This window comes from Paenibacillus sp. FSL P4-0113 (genome assembly GCF_038009305.1).
In the GTDB taxonomy this organism is placed as follows: Bacteria; Bacillota; Bacilli; order Paenibacillales; family Paenibacillaceae; genus Paenibacillus; species Paenibacillus polymyxa_D.
In genome coordinates, this window is the sequence record NZ_JBBPAZ010000002.1 from 161147 (window position 1) to 178483 (window position 17337).

19 protein-coding genes are annotated in these 17337 nt (G+C 46.1%); all 19 read left to right on the top strand.

The genetic code is table 11. The features are described from left to right. The first annotated feature begins 35 nt into the window (after positions 1-35). The 19 genes from MKX46_RS25320 (at position 36) to MKX46_RS25410 (ending at position 17315) form a co-directional block, all read left to right on the top strand. The gene (locus MKX46_RS25320; RefSeq protein ID WP_023988189.1) at positions 36-1019 is read left to right on the top strand and encodes a magnesium transporter MgtE N-terminal domain-containing protein; all 984 of its coding nucleotides are present in this window, start codon (positions 36-38) and stop codon (positions 1017-1019) included. A gap of 26 nt (positions 1020-1045) precedes the next feature. After that, on the top strand, positions 1046-2506 hold the full coding sequence (locus MKX46_RS25325) for a flagellar hook-length control protein FliK (protein WP_340931963.1): 1461 nt from the start codon (positions 1046-1048) through the stop codon (positions 2504-2506). Between the two features lie 19 nt (positions 2507-2525). After that, positions 2526-3059 carry a flagellar hook capping FlgD N-terminal domain-containing protein gene (locus tag MKX46_RS25330; protein ID WP_318626667.1) on the top strand — a complete coding sequence of 178 codons (534 nt, stop codon included), beginning with the start codon at positions 2526-2528 and terminating at the stop codon, positions 3057-3059. Beyond that, positions 3056-3436: a TIGR02530 family flagellar biosynthesis protein gene (locus tag MKX46_RS25335; protein ID WP_039274704.1), complete on the top strand. Its 381-nt coding sequence runs from the start codon at positions 3056-3058 to the stop codon at positions 3434-3436. The genes MKX46_RS25330 and MKX46_RS25335 overlap by 4 nt, the downstream gene beginning before the upstream one ends. A 103-nt stretch (positions 3437-3539) precedes the next feature. Next, positions 3540-4349 (top strand): flagellar basal-body rod protein FlgF, encoded by an 810-nt coding sequence (flgF, locus tag MKX46_RS25340; RefSeq protein ID WP_318626666.1) that lies wholly within the window; start codon positions 3540-3542, stop codon positions 4347-4349. A gap of 60 nt (positions 4350-4409) precedes the next feature. Next, on the top strand, positions 4410-4634 hold the full coding sequence (locus tag MKX46_RS25345) for a flagellar FlbD family protein (RefSeq protein WP_013309896.1): 225 nt from the start codon (positions 4410-4412) through the stop codon (positions 4632-4634). After that, positions 4631-5104, top strand: coding sequence for a flagellar basal body-associated FliL family protein (locus tag MKX46_RS25350; RefSeq protein WP_023988194.1), 474 nt, complete (start codon positions 4631-4633; stop codon positions 5102-5104). Before MKX46_RS25345 ends, MKX46_RS25350 begins: the two co-directional genes overlap by 4 nt. A gap of 43 nt (positions 5105-5147) precedes the next feature. Further along, positions 5148-6146, top strand: a complete 999-nt coding sequence (gene fliM, locus MKX46_RS25355; RefSeq protein WP_029516998.1) for a flagellar motor switch protein FliM — start codon at positions 5148-5150, stop codon at positions 6144-6146. Continuing rightward, positions 6136-7446, top strand: a complete 1311-nt coding sequence (fliY, locus tag MKX46_RS25360) for a flagellar motor switch phosphatase FliY (RefSeq protein WP_029516999.1) — start codon at positions 6136-6138, stop codon at positions 7444-7446. The genes fliM and fliY overlap by 11 nt, the downstream gene beginning before the upstream one ends. Before the next feature lie 29 nt (positions 7447-7475). After that, positions 7476-7841, top strand: coding sequence for a response regulator (locus tag MKX46_RS25365; RefSeq protein ID WP_010346372.1), 366 nt, complete (start codon positions 7476-7478; stop codon positions 7839-7841). Between the two features lie 12 nt (positions 7842-7853). Further along, positions 7854-8387, top strand: coding sequence for a flagellar biosynthetic protein FliO (locus MKX46_RS25370; protein WP_029517000.1), 534 nt, complete (start codon positions 7854-7856; stop codon positions 8385-8387). Beyond that, complete coding sequence (gene fliP / locus MKX46_RS25375) at positions 8384-9139, top strand: flagellar type III secretion system pore protein FliP (protein WP_013309901.1); 756 nt, start codon at positions 8384-8386, stop codon at positions 9137-9139. The genes MKX46_RS25370 and fliP overlap by 4 nt, the downstream gene beginning before the upstream one ends. A gap of 37 nt (positions 9140-9176) precedes the next feature. After that, positions 9177-9446, top strand: a complete 270-nt coding sequence (gene fliQ / locus MKX46_RS25380; RefSeq protein WP_007430038.1) for a flagellar biosynthesis protein FliQ — start codon at positions 9177-9179, stop codon at positions 9444-9446. 10 nt (positions 9447-9456) lie between these two features. Next, a complete protein-coding gene (gene fliR / locus MKX46_RS25385) occupies positions 9457-10242 on the top strand; it encodes a flagellar biosynthetic protein FliR (protein WP_023988198.1) in 786 nt (261 codons plus the stop codon). Continuing rightward, positions 10242-11354 carry a flagellar biosynthesis protein FlhB gene (flhB, locus tag MKX46_RS25390; RefSeq protein ID WP_250272108.1) on the top strand — a complete coding sequence of 371 codons (1113 nt, stop codon included), beginning with the start codon at positions 10242-10244 and terminating at the stop codon, positions 11352-11354. Before fliR ends, flhB begins: the two co-directional genes overlap by 1 nt. A 23-nt stretch (positions 11355-11377) precedes the next feature. Further along, on the top strand, positions 11378-13411 hold the full coding sequence (gene flhA / locus MKX46_RS25395; protein WP_341071974.1) for a flagellar biosynthesis protein FlhA: 2034 nt from the start codon (positions 11378-11380) through the stop codon (positions 13409-13411). Continuing rightward, positions 13408-14850, top strand: coding sequence for a flagellar biosynthesis protein FlhF (gene flhF / locus MKX46_RS25400; protein ID WP_029517002.1), 1443 nt, complete (start codon positions 13408-13410; stop codon positions 14848-14850). The genes flhA and flhF overlap by 4 nt, the downstream gene beginning before the upstream one ends. Further along, positions 14847-15734, top strand: a complete 888-nt coding sequence (locus tag MKX46_RS25405; protein WP_029517003.1) for a MinD/ParA family protein — start codon at positions 14847-14849, stop codon at positions 15732-15734. Before flhF ends, MKX46_RS25405 begins: the two co-directional genes overlap by 4 nt. A 30-nt stretch (positions 15735-15764) precedes the next feature. Next, a complete protein-coding gene (locus tag MKX46_RS25410) occupies positions 15765-17315 on the top strand; it encodes a chemotaxis protein CheB (RefSeq protein ID WP_029517004.1) in 1551 nt (516 codons plus the stop codon). Positions 17316-17337 lie beyond the last annotated feature (22 nt).

Sequence of the window (17337 nt, forward strand, 5' to 3'; positions counted from 1 at the left end):
AGGATACGCATATCAGCTGCCTGAGGAGGAAGACGATGGCACAGAAGTTAGCAGAAAATGAACTGGATATGGATTTAGGAAAAGAATCAGGCGGGGGATTTGAACGGTTTATGTTTTTCCTGATTCCGATTGTGTTCACAATCGTTCTGGTCGGGGTCCTGCTTACATTGTTCAATATGGACTTCAGAAGCGAAATGATTTCATTAGGGAACAAAATACCAGTTGTTAAAAATTGGGTACCTGAACCGAAAGATAAGGCTACACAGACGAAAGAGGCAGATCAAAAGGCTCAGTCCGAAAGTTCTGAAGCAACCATTCAGCAGTTAAAGGCAGATCTAGCCAAGCAGACGGAGGAGCTTAAAAAGGCTACCGCTGCTAAGACGACACAAGATAAAAAGGTTACTGAACTGCAGAATCAGGTCAATACGCTCCAAACGCAACAGGAACAGCAGCCACAGGCCAGTCAGCAGGGACAGGCTGGTACGCAAACTACAGGTGGAACAACAAATGAAGATCCTTATGTAAAACAGGCCAGAGATCTTGCTAGTATGTATGAAGGAATGACAGCTAGTAAAGCGGCACCGATTATGGAGAATCTGACTACGGAAGAGACTGTGCAGCTGCTAAGCTACATGGACCCTGCCAACAGTGCGAAGATTTTGCAAAAGATGGACGCTAAAAAAGCAGCCGATATTACTATGGCTCTGAAAAACGTAACGCCATCTACGGATTTGTCAGTTGCTGCGTTGCAGTCTCGTCTGAAAAAGGATCAAGGTACCACAGCTGGCACGACGAGTAAGAGTTTGCAAAGCACTCAAATCAGTAGCACATTTGCTTCCATGGACAAGAAGAGCGGTGCCGAACTTATTTTGCAAACTTACAAAATCAGTCCAGACAAGGCATTAAACATATTAAATACAGTAGATGATTCGACACGTGGTTCTTTACTACAAAATATGTCTGCCAAGGATGCGGCTCAGACCGCAAAAATTTTAAACAAACTGATGGGCAGTAAGTAATTTAAATGAAGGGAGGTGAAAAATAAATGACCCTTATTTCTCAAAGTGTATCGCTCGGCTCCAGTCAGACAGCTAGCAGTACAACGGCCTCAACAACGACTACAGCCACAGCTGCTGGAGCAACCACGGGTGCTTTTAATCAAACACTTACGCAAATGATGACAGGCGGGCAAACGGGCTCAGCAGGCACAGATGCGAACGGTTCTCCATTAGTTATGGTACTCCCGCTTATTGCGACTGGAGAATCCACGGAAGCTCCAACGGAGTCGCTGGTCGAAACACTGGCTCCTTTGCTGCAGAATCTCGAAAAGTTGGATGATCAAGTAGCTGCCGATCCTGCTCTGCTTGCAACTCTGCAAGCTTGGATTCAGCAAGTACAACAGTTTTTGCAAGGCGACGGAACAAATCAACAGTTAAACGGTGGAGAAACGACAGAGGCGACAGGCTTAACAGCCTTGGCAGCCAACCCGGCTACTCTTCGATTTGCATTGCAGGACGCTTTGTCACAACTTGCCAATGTAGCAGAGCAGGCTTCTGGAGACCAAAAGTCCCAGGTGACACAGTTGCTACAATCGCTCCAAAGCGCAACGGCAGGTACGGGAGCAATTTCCGATGAGCAGTGGAATGGTGTAATGAAAGCTGTGGAACTTGCTGATGGTGGGGATTCACAAGCAGTTCAGCCTTCTGCAAATCGAACAAATGGTACTCAGACCGTAGCTACAGCCACTACAGACAAACAGGTTGTTGCTTCTCAGCAGCAAGCTAGTCAAGGCAAAACTAATCAACAAGGTTCAGAAGGGCAACGTTCATCAACTAATATTCTCGTTCAGTCTGCAGTTAAGACGACTGCAACGGATGAAGCGAGTGCATTCGTAGATGCAACTGAGCAAGCGGATTCGACAGCAACTGACAATCAGACTCCAGTGATCACGACTGCGGGACAGCTTTCGGTACAAACGCAAGGAACAACACCTTCGGCTCCGGCTCAACCAGTCGTACATGTGCGGCAATTTGCCAAGGAGATGACCGAATTTGTAGTGCAGAAACTTGACATTGTAAAACACACTGGCTTGACGGAAGCGACTATCATGCTTCGTCCAGATCATCTGGGCCAGCTGGAGGTTAAGCTGACAATGCAAAATGGTCATCTGGTTGCCCAGTTCATGACTGAGCATAGCGGAGCGAAGGATTTGCTGGAACAGCAAATGTCGCAGCTGCGTTCGAGTCTCCAGAGCCAAGGTATCCAGGTGGATAAGGTAGAAGTCACGCACAATGAGTCGCTTTCCTCCCATATGTATCAGGATGGGCGCGGATCTGGAGCTAATCAGCAGCAGCAGCAATCCAATCAACGTTCCAAAGCTCGTGGTAGAGAAGAGAGCGAAGATGCTATCAAGGTAGCTGAAATGGCAGAGGAACTCCGTAACTGGACAGCAGAACAACGTGCAGATGATATAAATCGGACAGGCTCCTTTACAGCACAAGCGTAATGATGGAGGTGAGAACACAATGACGACGACAGACAACAATGTATCCACCAGCAACGTCTGGCCGAATTACAATGTGAACAATGTCAAAACGGCGAGTGCTAAGGATACTAAGACTATGGGTAAAGATCAATTTCTGAAAATTTTGATCACCCAGCTACAAAATCAGGATCCGATGCAGCCTTTGGAGGATAAAGAATTTATCGCTCAAATGGCCCAGTTTTCCTCAGTGGAACAACTGATGAACATTTCTACGCAGTTGAATGCATTGGGACAGTCTTTGGGTACGGCTTCCGGTTTGATAGGAAAAGAAGTCAGCTGGATTGAGGCAGGTAAAAAAGACTCCATCACAGGTGAAACAGGTGCGGGTACCGTAAAAAGTGGAATCGTGGATTCTATCGTTATTCGCGACGGTGTGCAGTATGCCAAAATGGGAGCGGCTGAGGTGGCATTAAAAGATGTAACATCAGTGAGTCAGGCTAATACAACGACTCCCGCTACAAATACATCGGATACTTCATCTTCTTCCTCTACTGGAAGCGGTGAGAACTCATGAATGATAGAATGACGGTCGGACGCCTTTTTCCCGCCAACGTGCCCCCGGCAGCAATCTCACAAAACCGAGTAAATTCGGTATCCAAGGATGCCAGACCGTTCGGTCAGGTGTTGCAGGAACAGGTGCTCAAGCTGAGCAACCATGCAGCCAAGCGTCTGGAGCAGCGGGGAATAGAGTTGAGAAGTGACCAAATGGCGAAAATCAACTCTGCTGTGGATAAAGCAGCTGCCAAAGGCGCCAAAGAATCATTGATTTTAATGCAGGATATGGCTTTGATTGTAAGTGTACCTAATCGAACAGTTGTTACCGCGATGGATAAGAAGTCCATGGAGGATAACGTATTTACGCAGATAGATAGTGCTGTAATTATTTCATAAAAATGTATATGGAGTGGCTGGCCCGAATAGGAAAGCCATGAAAAAGCCGCGGATCGACTGATGCGGTCAACTAAGCAACCAATCAGAGGAGGATTTATACTCAATGTTGAGATCAATGTATTCAGGTGTATCGGGCATGAAGGGCTTTCAAACAAAGCTGGACGTTATCGGTAACAACATTGCAAACGTAAATACTACAGGCTTCAAGTCCAGCCGAGTGATGTTCAAAGATATCTTGAGCCAAACCAGTTCGGGTGCAAGTGCGCCTGACGCTACGACAACTGCAGGTCAAAATGCCAAGCAGGTTGGTCTAGGGGTGTCCGTCAGCTCAATTGATACCCTGCACCTTCCGGGTAGTGCAATGACTACCAATAATCCGACGGATTTGCGGATTAACGGTGACGGATTTTTCCTGATCAAAATGAATGATGCACAGGAAGTCCCTTATCTGACTCGTGCGGGTGATTTCCACATAGACGCAAACCGAAATCTGGTTACTGCAGATGGATTTTTTGTAGGAGATGCGGGTGGAGATCCAATCACACTTGCTGACAATGTTACGGCAGTCTCTATCTCGCAGGATGGTACGATTGTACAGCAGCTGGATGATGGTACAGTAGATAATGGCACGCAAATTGGTATAGCCAGAGTTACAAACCCAGAAGGTTTGGAGAAAATTGGAGGCAGCCTGTATCGTACAACGGTCAACTCCAACATTGATGCCATTGAGCCAGGAGCAGCCAACTCAGAGGGCCGTGGAGCTATTATCGCGGGTCAGCTGGAAATGTCCAACGTTGATCTGACAGGCGAATTTACCGAAATGATCGTAGCTCAGCGCGGATTCCAAGCGAACTCGCGTATCATTACGACCTCGGATGAAGTGCTTCAGGAAGTTGTAAACTTGAAACGATAATCTCATTTAAACGCGGAGGAGTAGAGGCTCCTCCGCACCTATCAGGAGGTTGGTATTACGATGATCCCGTTAACGCGGCTGAACGGCTCGCCTATGTGGCTTAATGCGCTGCTCATTGAGACTGTGGAGGAAACACCGGATACATACGTCACTTTGGTGACGGGGAAACGGTTGATTGTATTGGAAAAAGCGGCAGATGTCGTCTCCTTGATCAAGGGTTACAGCCGTGAAATCGGCATGCATGCCGCCACGATAAAAGTGCAACAAATGGAGGAAGACGAATGAAGAAGATGCTGCCATGGCTCATTACAATTTTACTCGCGATTACTTTGATTGCAGGCGCGGCCTTTGTACTTATACCAGCGCTTAGCGGGAAGAAGTCGGAAGTCATACCGAATGCGCAAGCTGCTCAGGCAGAACAACTTCCAAGATTGTCAGCAGATGAATTGGTGGAAGTGAGCTCTGAAATTACCGGTATCAAAACAAATCTGGCAGACGCAGATTACATTGTTCAGATGAACCTATCTTTTCAATTGAACGATGCCAAAGCAAAAGAATCTTTTGAAAAAATCAAAGACATCAGTATTAAGCCCATCGTTATTCAATTACTTGCAGACACCAAACCTGATGAGCTCAGAACGGCTAAAGGCCGGGACCAGTTCAGTGACAAGCTGACGGATCTCATCAACAAGTCGCTCCCTGAAGGTCACCTGGGGAACGCCAAAATTACAGACTTTTTGCTGGCAGCCATTTGATTCCAGGTGAACTTGTCAGGAACACGTAAGGGGGTGAATAACATTGGTGGATGTACTGTCACAAGGGGAAATTGATGCCCTTTTAGCAGCTCTTTCGTCCGGTGAAATGGATGCGGAAGAACTTAAAAAGGAAGATACCCAAAAGAAAGTTCGCGCTTATGATTTCAAAAGAGCGCTTAGGTTTTCCAAGGATCATATACGGAGTCTGACGCGGATACACGAGAACTTTGCACGGTATCTGACCACATATTTTTCAGCGCAGCTTCGTACTTTTGTCCAAATTAATGTCGTTCAGGTGGAGCAACTTCCTTATGATGAATTCATTCGCTCCATTCCGAAAATGACCATTCTAAACATTTTTGAAGCTGAACCGCTGGAAGGCCGTATGGTGCTTGAGGTTCACCCGAACGTTGCTTATGCCATGTTGGACAGGCTTCTCGGAGGAACAGGTTCGGCACCGTCAAAGGTTACTGCGTTGACCGAAATCGAGACGACGATTATGGAGCGAATTTTCAGTCGTACCTTTGATAGCCTGCAAGAGGCTTGGAAAACGGTACTGGACATTGAACCGCGCCTAGAGGCGATGGAAACAAATCCGCAGTTCATGCAGATTGTCTCGCCGAATGAAACGATTGCTCTGATTTCGCTTAGTACCAAAATTGGTGATACCACAGGGATGATTAACCTCTGTATCCCGCATGTGGTATTGGAACCTATTATGGCTAGACTGTCCACGCACCAGTGGTTTACATCCGAAAAGAAATCAAGGGCGCCCGAAGAGATTGACGCCTTGAGATTACGGGTCACCAAAGCAGAGCTCCCTATTATTGCGGAGTTGGGTGAATCCCGGATAAATGTAGCCGAGTTTCTGGGTCTTTCGGTCGGGGATGTCATTTCATTGAACAAACCTGTCAAAGAAGGACTATCCATCCGGGTAGGCGAGAAATTGAAGTTTATGGGAAGTCCCGGCATGGTAAGAGATCGTGTTGCCGTACAAATTGATGAAATTGTCAACGAAGGAGTTGAAGAAATTGACGAGTAAAGACTATTTGTCCCAGGAGGAAATCGATGCCTTGCTGAAACAGTCTGAAGCGGGGACGGATTCTACTCCCGCAGGCAAGACCGTTGACGATTTTCTGACTCCTCTGGAGCAGGATGCTCTCGGGGAAATCGGTAATATAACGTTCGGCAGCGCAGCTACGGCTCTTTCCACACTGCTCGGTCAAAAGGTGGATATTACGACACCTAAAGTTTCAATTATTACCCGTTCTGAATTTGAAACTGCATTTCCAAAGCCACACGTAGCTGTACATGTAAATTATGTCGATGGATTCGAGGGTATTAACTCACTCGTAATCAAAAAGCGTGATGCACAAGTGATAGCGGACTTAATGCTTGGTGGTGAAGGAAACCCAGCAGATGAAGAATTGAATGAAATCCACATTAGTGCTGTGCAGGAAGCGATGAACCAGATGATGGGATCGTCGGCGACCTCAATGTCTACTATGTTTAATCGTTTTGTTAATATCTCTCCACCGGGGATTGATATTTTGGATCCTATGCACGGTGATGGAGTATCCAGTCTGCCGGATGAAGAGACGCTCATCACAGTCTCCTTCCGGTTATTGATCGGGGATCTTATTGACTCTACGCTGATGCAACTGTTACCTGTTAATTTCGCCAAAAAAATGGTGAGCATCCTAATGAATGGCGGAGAGGATGAAGAACAACCGCAAGCGTCTGCACAGCAGGTAGCTGCAACAGCTGCTCCCGAAGTGCCGCAACAAGCTAGCGTTCCGCAGCAACCGCCTGCACCAGCCTATCAACAGCCACCTGCAGCCGCGCAGGCGCCGCAAGACGCAGGCTATGGACAACAACCGCCAATGTATCCTCAAGACCCGGGATATGGGCAGCAGGGCGCTCCAGGCTATGGAACACCGGGTTATGGAATGCCAGCTGGTGTACCGCCGCAAGCTCCTTACGGAACGCCTCATCACTACGGCGCAGTACCGGGACGTAATGTAAATGTACAACCTGTACAATTTTCTAACTTGCAGTCCGGTGCATTTGCGCAAGTGGATGAAAACAATTTAAATTTATTGATGGACATTCCCCTTAGAGTCACCGTAGAATTAGGAAGGACCCAAAAGCAAATTAAAGATATTCTGGAGCTCTCACAAGGTTCAATTATTGAACTAGACAAGCTTGCTGGGGAGCCGGTGGACATTTTGGTAAACAACAAACTGATTGCCAAGGGCGAGGTTGTCGTAATCGACGAGAACTTTGGTGTGCGCGTAACAGATATTGTAAGTCAATGGGACCGTATTCAAAAATTACAATAAAAGCATAATTTAGGGAGGATTTATTTCAGATGGCAAACCGTATTTTGATCGTGGACGATGCTGCATTTATGAGAATGATGATTCGGGACATCCTGTCCAAAAATGGATTTGAGGTAGTAGGAGAGGCCCAAGATGGATCACAGGCCATTGAAAAATTCAAGGAGCTTCGTCCGGACCTGATTACGATGGATATCACGATGCCTGAAATGGACGGCATTGCCGCTCTGAAGGAAATCAAACAAATTGACGCGAATGCAAAGGTTATCATGTGTTCCGCGATGGGTCAGCAAGCAATGGTTATTGATGCCATTCAAGCTGGCGCAAAAGATTTTATCGTTAAGCCTTTCCAATCGGATCGGGTTATCGAAGCCATCAACAAAACACTGGGTGTCTAAGGCGCACCCAGTATGGATACACAACAGGGTGCCTCTGACGCATTGAGTACATCCAGCAATATAGGCAACATTGCCTGGGTCCTTTTCGTGCTAATCTTTATCATCGTACTGATCGTGTACTTGATACGGTTTTTAAGTAAAAGAAATCAGAGCTGGTTCAGCAACCGCTCCGTTCGCATACTGGGAGGCGTGGGACTGGGTCCCAATAAATCCCTTCAGCTTGTTGAAGTAGGTAGCAGTGTGTACCTCATTGGTGTGGGAGAAGATATCCAGCTTGTTGACAAAGTATCCGATCCTGAAGAAGTGGAGCAAATTTTGGCCGCACTGGAGCAGGAAGCTTCTCTGCAGCGCGGCCCGATTGCCCCGCTATTCGCTAAAATTGCGGATAAGCTTCGCCGGAACAACGCGGCACAGCAGCAGCCTGAAGAGGAGACATCTTTTCACGAGATGTTTGAATCCAAGCTTCGGCAAATGCCGAATCGCAAGGATAAACTTGAAAAGCTGCGCAATGAGGAGAATACTACAGATCGGTCGGGAGATTCATGAGAAAAAAGATTATACTTGCATGTTTGCTGCTTGTCTTGTTCAGCTTCATTTCGGTGACGGCGGCCTCTGCGGAACCGATTCCGAACATTGATATTCAAGTCGGCAATTCGGACAAAGGACAGCCCGGTGCCACCTCGCTGTCTATTATTTTACTTATTACTGTCATTAGTGTAGCGCCCGCGTTGCTTGTACTTATGACAAGTTTTACGCGAATTGTGATTGTGCTTGGCTTTGTGCGAACTTCGCTGGGAACCCAGCAGATGCCGCCTAATCAGGTGCTTGTTGGACTGGCTTTGTTTCTCACTTTATTCATTATGGCACCGACGTTCTCAGCTATGAATGAAACTGCGCTTCAGCCGTATCTCAAGGGGGATATAACACAGTCTCAGGCGCTGGACAAGGCATCGGTACCGATCAAGACCTTTATGTTCTCTCATACACGTGAGAAGGATCTACTGCTCTTTATGAAATACACCAAGATGGAAAAACCAAAGAATTATCAGGATATTCCACTAACGGTGATGGTTCCGGCTTATGCAATCAGTGAGTTGAAAACGGCCTTTCAGATGGGCTTTATGATTTTCATACCATTTTTAGTTATAGACATTGTAGTGTCGAGTACACTCATGGCTATGGGGATGATGATGCTACCACCGGTAATGATTTCACTTCCTTTTAAAATACTGCTCTTTGTACTTGTAGATGGTTGGTATTTGGTAGTCAAATCGTTGCTTCTAAGTTTTAACACATGAGTACTTCATGCAAGGACAGCAATCAAGGAGGACGGCAATGACTTCGGAGTTTATTATTTCCCTGGCTGGGCAAGCGGTGTACATTGTACTCAAGGTGAGCGCTCCGATGCTGATTTTGGGGCTAGTCGTGGGTTTGATTATCAGCATTTTTCAGGCGACAACCCAAATTCAGGAGCAGACACTGGCCTTTGTTCCGAAGATTGTCGCCGTATTGCTGGCATTGCTTTTGTTCGGGCCTTGGATATTGACCACATTAGTGGACTTTACGTATAACATTCTGGACAATTTGTACAAATATATAGGTTAGGCTGAATGTTATGAACATATTGTTACAAAGTTTTCCTGTTTTTTTGCTGATTTTTTGTCGGATTACCTCATTTTTTGTAGTAGCGCCTATTTTTTCGACCCGAGGTGTACCTAATATCTTTAAGGTCGGAATTTCAGGATTTCTAGCTTTGGTCGTGTATCTTACATATGGTACGCATCAACAGGTACCGACCGATGTAGCGTATGTGCTGTTAGTGGGCCGTGAAGTGCTGATTGGGTTGTTATTGGGATTTACTGCATATCTGTTCATGACAGCGATCCAAACCGCAGGTTCATTTATAGATTTACAGGTGGGGTTCGGAATGGCAAGTGTGTTTGATCCCATGACAGGGGCTTCAACGCCTTTAACAGGGAATTTTAAGTTTGCCATAGCTGTATTGTTCTTTTTAAGTATAAATGGGCACCATCATCTGCTAAATGCTATCTTATACAGCTATGATTGGGTACCGTTGACAAATGATTTTTTTGTAAAGCTGTATGGTGGCAGTGTAACTGAATTTCTGGTACGTTCTTTTGCGGAATCATTTATGCTGGCCTTTCAAATTGCTGCCCCCATTGTAGTAGCTACCTTTTTAACGGATGTGGGACTCGGTTTTTTAGCTAAAACAGCGCCACAATTCAACATTTTTGTCATTGGTGTACCTCTTAAAATTATTGTGGGACTGTTCATGTTACTGCTTCTCATGCCAAGTTTTGCTTTTATATTCGAAAGATTGTTTTCTGTGATGTTCGAATCCATGCGCAACTTGTTGGATATTATGGGTAATCGTCCTTAATGTCTGGTCTGGAGGAACGTAGTTTGTCATTTAAATATGCTATGAACCTGCAGTTGTTCTCAGGGGAAAAAACGGAAAAAGCTACACCCAAAAAGAAACAGGATGCAAGACAAAAAGGGCAGGTTGCCAAAAGCATGGAGTTGCCCGCCGCTGGTGTCCTGTTGGTTACGTTTTTTTGCCTCATGATTTTCGGCGGGTATTTTAAGGACCATGCGGTTCGACTATTTCGAGATATTTTTGTGAATCGGCTTTCTATGGAGGTAACGCCGAACACAACGCTGCTGATGATGGGCGAATATGGCGTGCAAATCTTAATTATGCTGGCACCTATTTTTATTGGGGCCATTGTCATTGGGATAGCAGCGAATTACATGCAGATCGGTTTTTTATTAACCGGAGAGGGCATTACGCCCAAGTTTAGCAAGCTTGATCCGATTAAAGGATTCAAAAATATTTTTTCCATGAGGTCATTGGTTGAATTCCTGAAATCTGTTTTAAAGATGACCGTAATTGGTTATCTGGTGTACAGCGTACTCTGGAAAACAAAGGCTGACCTACCCAAACTGGCTGAAATGTCCGGCGATCAGATGTTGAGCTTTACAGCTTCATTAACGATGGAACTGGGGCTCAAAATTGGTGTGGTGCTGTTCGTTTTAGCGGTATTGGACTATATGTATCAACGTTATGAGCATGAGAAAAACCTGAAAATGTCCAAACAGGACATCAAGGATGAATACAAGAAAATGGAGGGTGACCCGCTGATCAAAGGGAAAATTCGCGAGCGTCAGCGCCGTATGGCTATGCAGCGTATGATGCAGGAGGTTCCTAATGCAGATGTCATCATTACCAACCCTACGCACTTTGCTGTGGCTTTGAAATATGACGGTTCGGAGATGGAAGCGCCGCAGATTATTGCGAAAGGGCAAGATTACGTTGCGCTCCGAATTAAAGAAATTGCCAAGCAAAACGGCGTTATAACGATGGAAAACAAGCCGCTGGCGCGGGCGCTGTTTCAAAGAGCCGAAATCGGGGATGCGATACCAGCTGATCTGTTCCAGGCCGTTGCCGAAGTGCTGGCGTATGTATATAAATTAAAAGGTAAAGTGAAATAAAGGGATCGGAGGGCTAGAGACCCGTGAAAATAAAAGAAATAACTGTCCTTGCAGGCGTCATCGGTATCGTTCTTATGATGATTCTCCCGATCCCATCATGGCTGCTGGATATCCTACTCGTCATTAATATTTCTATTGCTTTAATGATTCTACTCGTTTCTATGAATACGAAGGAAGCTTTACAGTTCTCTATTTTCCCTTCATTGCTGCTCATTACAACGTTATTTCGTTTGGCACTTAATATCTCTACAACCAAACTTATTTTAGGTGAGGGCCATGCAGGGGAAGTAGTTGCTACGTTTGGTAGTTGGGTTGCAGGAGGGCAAATTGCCGTCGGTTTTGTTGTCTTTCTCATTCTCGTGGTCGTACAGTTCATTGTTATCACTAAGGGATCTGAGCGGGTTGCTGAGGTAGGCGCACGGTTTACATTGGATGCAATGCCGGGTAAACAAATGAGTATTGATGCGGATCTGAATGCAGGTTTGATCAATGAGCAGCAAGCCCGTGAACGACGTAGTAAAATCGAACGGGAAGCAGATTTTTACGGGGCGATGGATGGTGCGAGTAAATTCGTTAAAGGTGATGCCATTGCTAGTATTATCATTTTGATCATTAACTTGGTCGGTGGCTTTATTATCGGTATGGCCGTTCAGGGAAAAGGATTTCAAGAGGCGCTGTCGACTTATTCTGTCCTCACCATCGGTGACGGACTGGTCAGTCAGATTCCCGCACTGCTCATATCCACGGCGTCAGGCTTGATTGTTACGCGGGCTACGTCAGATGGCAACTTGGCAGAGGATTTAACTGGACAACTCTTTTCTTATCCAAAACTGATCTACATTGTGGCTGCCACAATTGCATTATTAGGGCTTTTCACACCTATTCATATCATTACAACTCTTCCACTGGCGATTCTGCTGTTTTTTGCGGCTCGAAGAATGCAGGGCAATATGGAGCGCAAGCAAATAGCCGATGAACAGCTGGAAGAGGAGCAACAAATTGAAGAAGTCCGTAGTCCGGAAAGTGTCATTAATTTGCTTCAGGTAGATCCAATTGAATTTGAATTTGGATACGGGTTAATTCCGCTGGCGGATACACAGCAGGGCGGGGATTTATTAGATCGGATTATTATGATCCGTCGTCAATGTGCTTTGGAACTGGGTTTGGTTGTACCGGTCATTCGTATTCGAGACAACATTCAGCTCAAACCTAACGAGTATGTAATTAAAATTAAAGGTAATACCGTGGGCGGCGGAGAGCTTCTGTTAAATCATTACCTGGCTATGAGTCCAGGATACGACGATGATTCTATTACAGGAATCGAAACGACGGAACCAGCCTTCGGATTGCCTGCGCTCTGGATTGATGAGAACACCAAGGATGTTGCGGAATTATCTGGTTATACCGTAGTTGATCCACCTTCAGTTGTAGCTACTCATCTTACGGAGACGATCAAGAAACATGCTCATGAGTTGCTTGGCAGACAGGAGACACGTTCGCTGGTCGACAATCTCAAAGAGAATTATCCAGTGCTGGTGGACGACCTTATTCCTTCTGTGCTTGCGATTGGGGATGTACAAAAAGTGTTAGCCAAGCTGTTGAAAGAAAAAATCTCCATTCGCGATATGGTGACTATTTTCGAAACACTAGCTGACTACGGTACTTATACAAAAGATCCCGACGTGCTGACTGAATATGTCCGTCAGGCGTTGTCCCGCCAGATTACGCAGCAATTTGCCCAACAGGGGGAGACGTTACGCGTTATTACAGTGGGACCAGGATTGGAAAAGAAAATTGCTGAAAGCGTACAACAGTCGGAGCAAGGTAGCTATTTGGCTCTTGACCCGGTGTCTACGCAAACGGTGTATCAAAGGATGATGGAGCAAATCAACCGCCTTATTCAATCTGGACAGCAGCCTATTGTATTAACGTCACCGACAATTCGTATGTATTTGCGGCAAGTGATGGAGCGGACGATGCAGGATGTCCCGGTGCTGTCGTACAGTGAGCTGGAGCCGAACGTTGAAATTCAAAGTGTCGGGGTGGTGAACTTATGAGAGTAAAACGATATGTAGTGGATACCATGCCAGAAGCCATGCTGCAAATCAGGGGTGACTTAGGAACAGACGCCGTCATTTTAAGTACAAAGGAAATGAAGGTCGGCGGTTTCATGGGAATGTTCAGTAAAAAGAAAATCGAAGTGGTTGCAGCGGTAGAGGAGAAGCAACCTCAAAAGCCACGACGTTTTGGACTATCTTCACAAGAGCTTGCCCAGGCGGCTTCATCTTCAATGAATGCTCCTGAACAGCCAGAAAAATCATTTATGCCTGTGGTTCCCAGACAAGCTGCTCCAGAAGCTTATCGGCGGGTAACGCAGATGACGGGTGGTTCCAAAGAAGAACAAGCTGAATTAATGATCGATGCAGAACAAGCAGCTTCAGCAACTGAGCATTTGTCATCTAGGTCTGCTAATAATCTGGAGACTACGTCTCAAGCACTTGATCATGAAGCATTACTTTCGAACATGAAATCATCCAGTGAACTGTTTAAACAGCCCATTGAAGCAAGCGTTCCAGACAAGAGCGGAGCGGAGGAAAATCAGGCTCTGCTTAATGAATTGCGGGAAATGAAGACTATGATGACTCGGTTTTCCCGAAACTCTTCAATGGAAAGTACTTGGCCGGAGCCGCTGCAAGAGATTTGTGAGCGTGTGCTGGAACAGGAAGTGGAACGTGATTTACTGGAGTATTGGCTCGAACAGGTATATGTGCGTCGGAGCGAGCACCCTTTTGCGCCTGAAACTTTCGATTGGGAACAAGCCTTTCGTGAGGAAGTGGCCAGTTTTATTCAGACAAGACTGGACAAAGGGATCTCCAAAGATACCAAAATTGTGTATGTGGCAGGTCCTACCGGAGTAGGGAAAACAACAACCATTGCCAAGTTAGCAGCAGAACAGTTGTTTAAGCATCATCGCAAAGTTGGATTTATTACTTCTGACACGTACCGGATTTCAGCCGTCGAGCAACTGCGAACATATGCTACGATTTTGAATGTACCGCTTGAAGTTGTGCAATCTCCTGGTGACGTCCACAGAGCCATTCAACGGCTGGAACATTGTGACCTGATCCTCATGGATACCGCAGGACGAAATTATCGTAATGAATTACTTGTTTCGGAACTGCAAAGTCTGCTTTCGCCTATTAATGAAAGTGAGACGTATCTGGTACTCAGCCTGACATCCAAAAGTAAAGATATGCTCAATATAACTGGACATTTCAGCAAGTTTGGTCTCGGTAAGGTTGTATTTACTAAGATGGACGAGACAGGTAGCTGCGGTGGAATGTTTAATCTTTTGCATCAATTTCCTATGCAGCTGGCCTATATTACCAATGGACAAAATGTTCCTGATGACCTGCTTCATCCCGATACAGAAATGGTCACAAGCATGCTGCTTGGACCCAAAACATCAACAGGAGTTAACGGAGATTCCATATGAGTGACCAAGCCCAATCACTTAGACAAATGGCTTCTTCCTTGGATAAATATCGATTGCCCCCACGTAGTCGTCAAGCAAAAATTATAACGATCACCAGTGGTAAAGGCGGGGTGGGCAAATCCAATTTCACGCTGAACTTTGCTCTTGCTCTGCAATCCCTTGGTCGAAGGGTACTTGTGTTTGATGCTGATATAGGTATGGCCAATATTGATGTATTAATGGGAGCCAATTCACAATACAATCTTTTACATCTGCTAAAACGTGAGAAATCAATTGATGAAATTATTCAAACGGGTGTAGGTGGTTTGCCTTATATTGCTGGAGGATCGGGTTTGAGCGAATTGTTTACGTTATCGGATGACGATCTGAATTATTTTGCCGAAGAAGTAGAGAAAATGGCGGCAGATATGGATTATATTCTATTTGATACAGGTGCTGGTTTATCCAAAGAAAACCTTAAATTCATCACTTCAGCTGACGAATGTCTGGTTGTAACTACGCCAGAACCGACGTCCTTAACAGATGCGTATGCGCTAATTAAAGTCGTCAGCGGTTTGCAAAAGGATACGGTATTCAAAATTATAGTCAATCGTGCCGATAACGATAATGAGGCCCGTCAAGTTGCCGATAAGATCGCACTGGTTGCGAAACGCTTTTTGGAGATCGATATCCCGTTGCTTGGACATATCAGTGATGATACTCATGTCATGCAAGCAGTCAAAAGGCAAGTACCATTTATGGTTGCTTTTCCGGGATGTGCGGCTTCAAGAGATGTATTGAATCTGGCACACCGTTTTGCAGCAATGCCACAGATTCCGCAATCAGGTGCATTGAGTGGAATTAAAGGGTTTATGCAAAAATGGTTGCGGCGTTCTGTACATTGATTTTGATGAGAGGAAACAGAGGTGTTTAACATGTGTGCTTACCGGGTGCTGGTTGTAGATGATTCGGCCTTTATGCGCAAAATTATTACAGATTTAATTGTAAGGGATGAGTCGTTCAACATCGTAGGTACAGCCGCCAATGGCAAAGAGGCTGTAGAGAAAGTGAAGGAATTGCAGCCCGATTTGGTCACCATGGATGTCGAGATGCCTGAAATGAATGGTCTTGAAGCATTGCCATTGATTATGGCAGCCCATCCGCTACCTGTAATTATGCTGTCAGGCATTAATGAACAAGGCATGAAGGAGACCATCATGGCTCTGGAGGCAGGAGCTTTCGATTTTATAAGAAAGCCTTCCATCGCTCATGCGCAAGATATTGAGCAAGTGAGTAAGGCGCTGCTGGAACAGATGCACACTGCTATGCAAGCAGTGCGGAGTCGTCTGGAGCGCAAGGAAGCTAATGAGCGCAAAGCTGCATTGGAACAAGCGAAAAAAACGCCACAGCAAAAGCCTCCAGGACAGGCTGTGACTGAGAAGCGATCAGGCAGTCAAGCTTCGACAGACAAGTCTCCTGTTGTTCCGCTTGCTCCTTCACCTGCTGTATCAGCTCAGCCGAAGCGTGATGTTGGCAAGTCCGCTCCGGCAGTAGCCAAGCAGGAAACTAAACGACAACAGTCTGGAACATCTGTTACAGCGGGGCGCATAGAACAGCAGCCAGCTGCTCAGCCAAGCAATAAGTCAGTCCAAGCACCTACTGTTCAGAAGAAGGAAGATTTGTCCAAGGGGATAGGACGAACACCAGGGCAACTAAACAGTACTACTACGGCCGCTGGCAAATCGCTGCATGGTAAGGATAAAGCAGGCTTGGTTAAGCCGGAGCCCCATAAGACGGTGATTTCATCAGCTACTCGTACTCCTGCGGCTGCTACGCCTCCAGTAGCGGCACCTACAGTTCCTGCCGCACCTAAGGGATTGTCACTTAAAAAAGGTGTGCACACGTCCAACTTTCGCAAACTAGTGGCGGTGGGATGTTCTACGGGCGGTCCGCGGGCGCTTAAGACGCTGTTGGAACGCATTCCTGGTGATTTTCCTGCTCCAATCGTTATCGTTCAGCATATGCCGCCAAACTTCACTCGTTCGCTGGCACAACGCTTAAACACGTTAAGTCCACTCCGAGTTGTGGAGGCTGAGCAGGGAATGACGTTGGAGACTGGAACGGCCTACATTGCCCCAGGGGGATATCAACTAAGAATTGTACCAGGAGCTGGTGGTAAATACACTGTGTCACTGAAGACGGAGGAAGCTCGCAATGGTCACCGTCCTTCCGTAGATACGATGTTTGAATCGTTGCTCTCGTTAACCTCGTTGGAGCGGCATCTAGTATTGCTCACTGGAATGGGGAGCGACGGGGCCAAAATGATGAAGAAGCTTTATGATGCTGGGGTACAATCCACATTTGCTGAAAATGAGGAAACTTGTGTAGTGTACGGAATGCCCCGCTCAGCAGTAGAGTTAAAATGTGTGCGTCACCTTCTGCCAATGCAGGAGATCGCCCCCAAGCTTGTACAAGTTGTGAAATAATCGGAGTGTAACTCATGGAGGA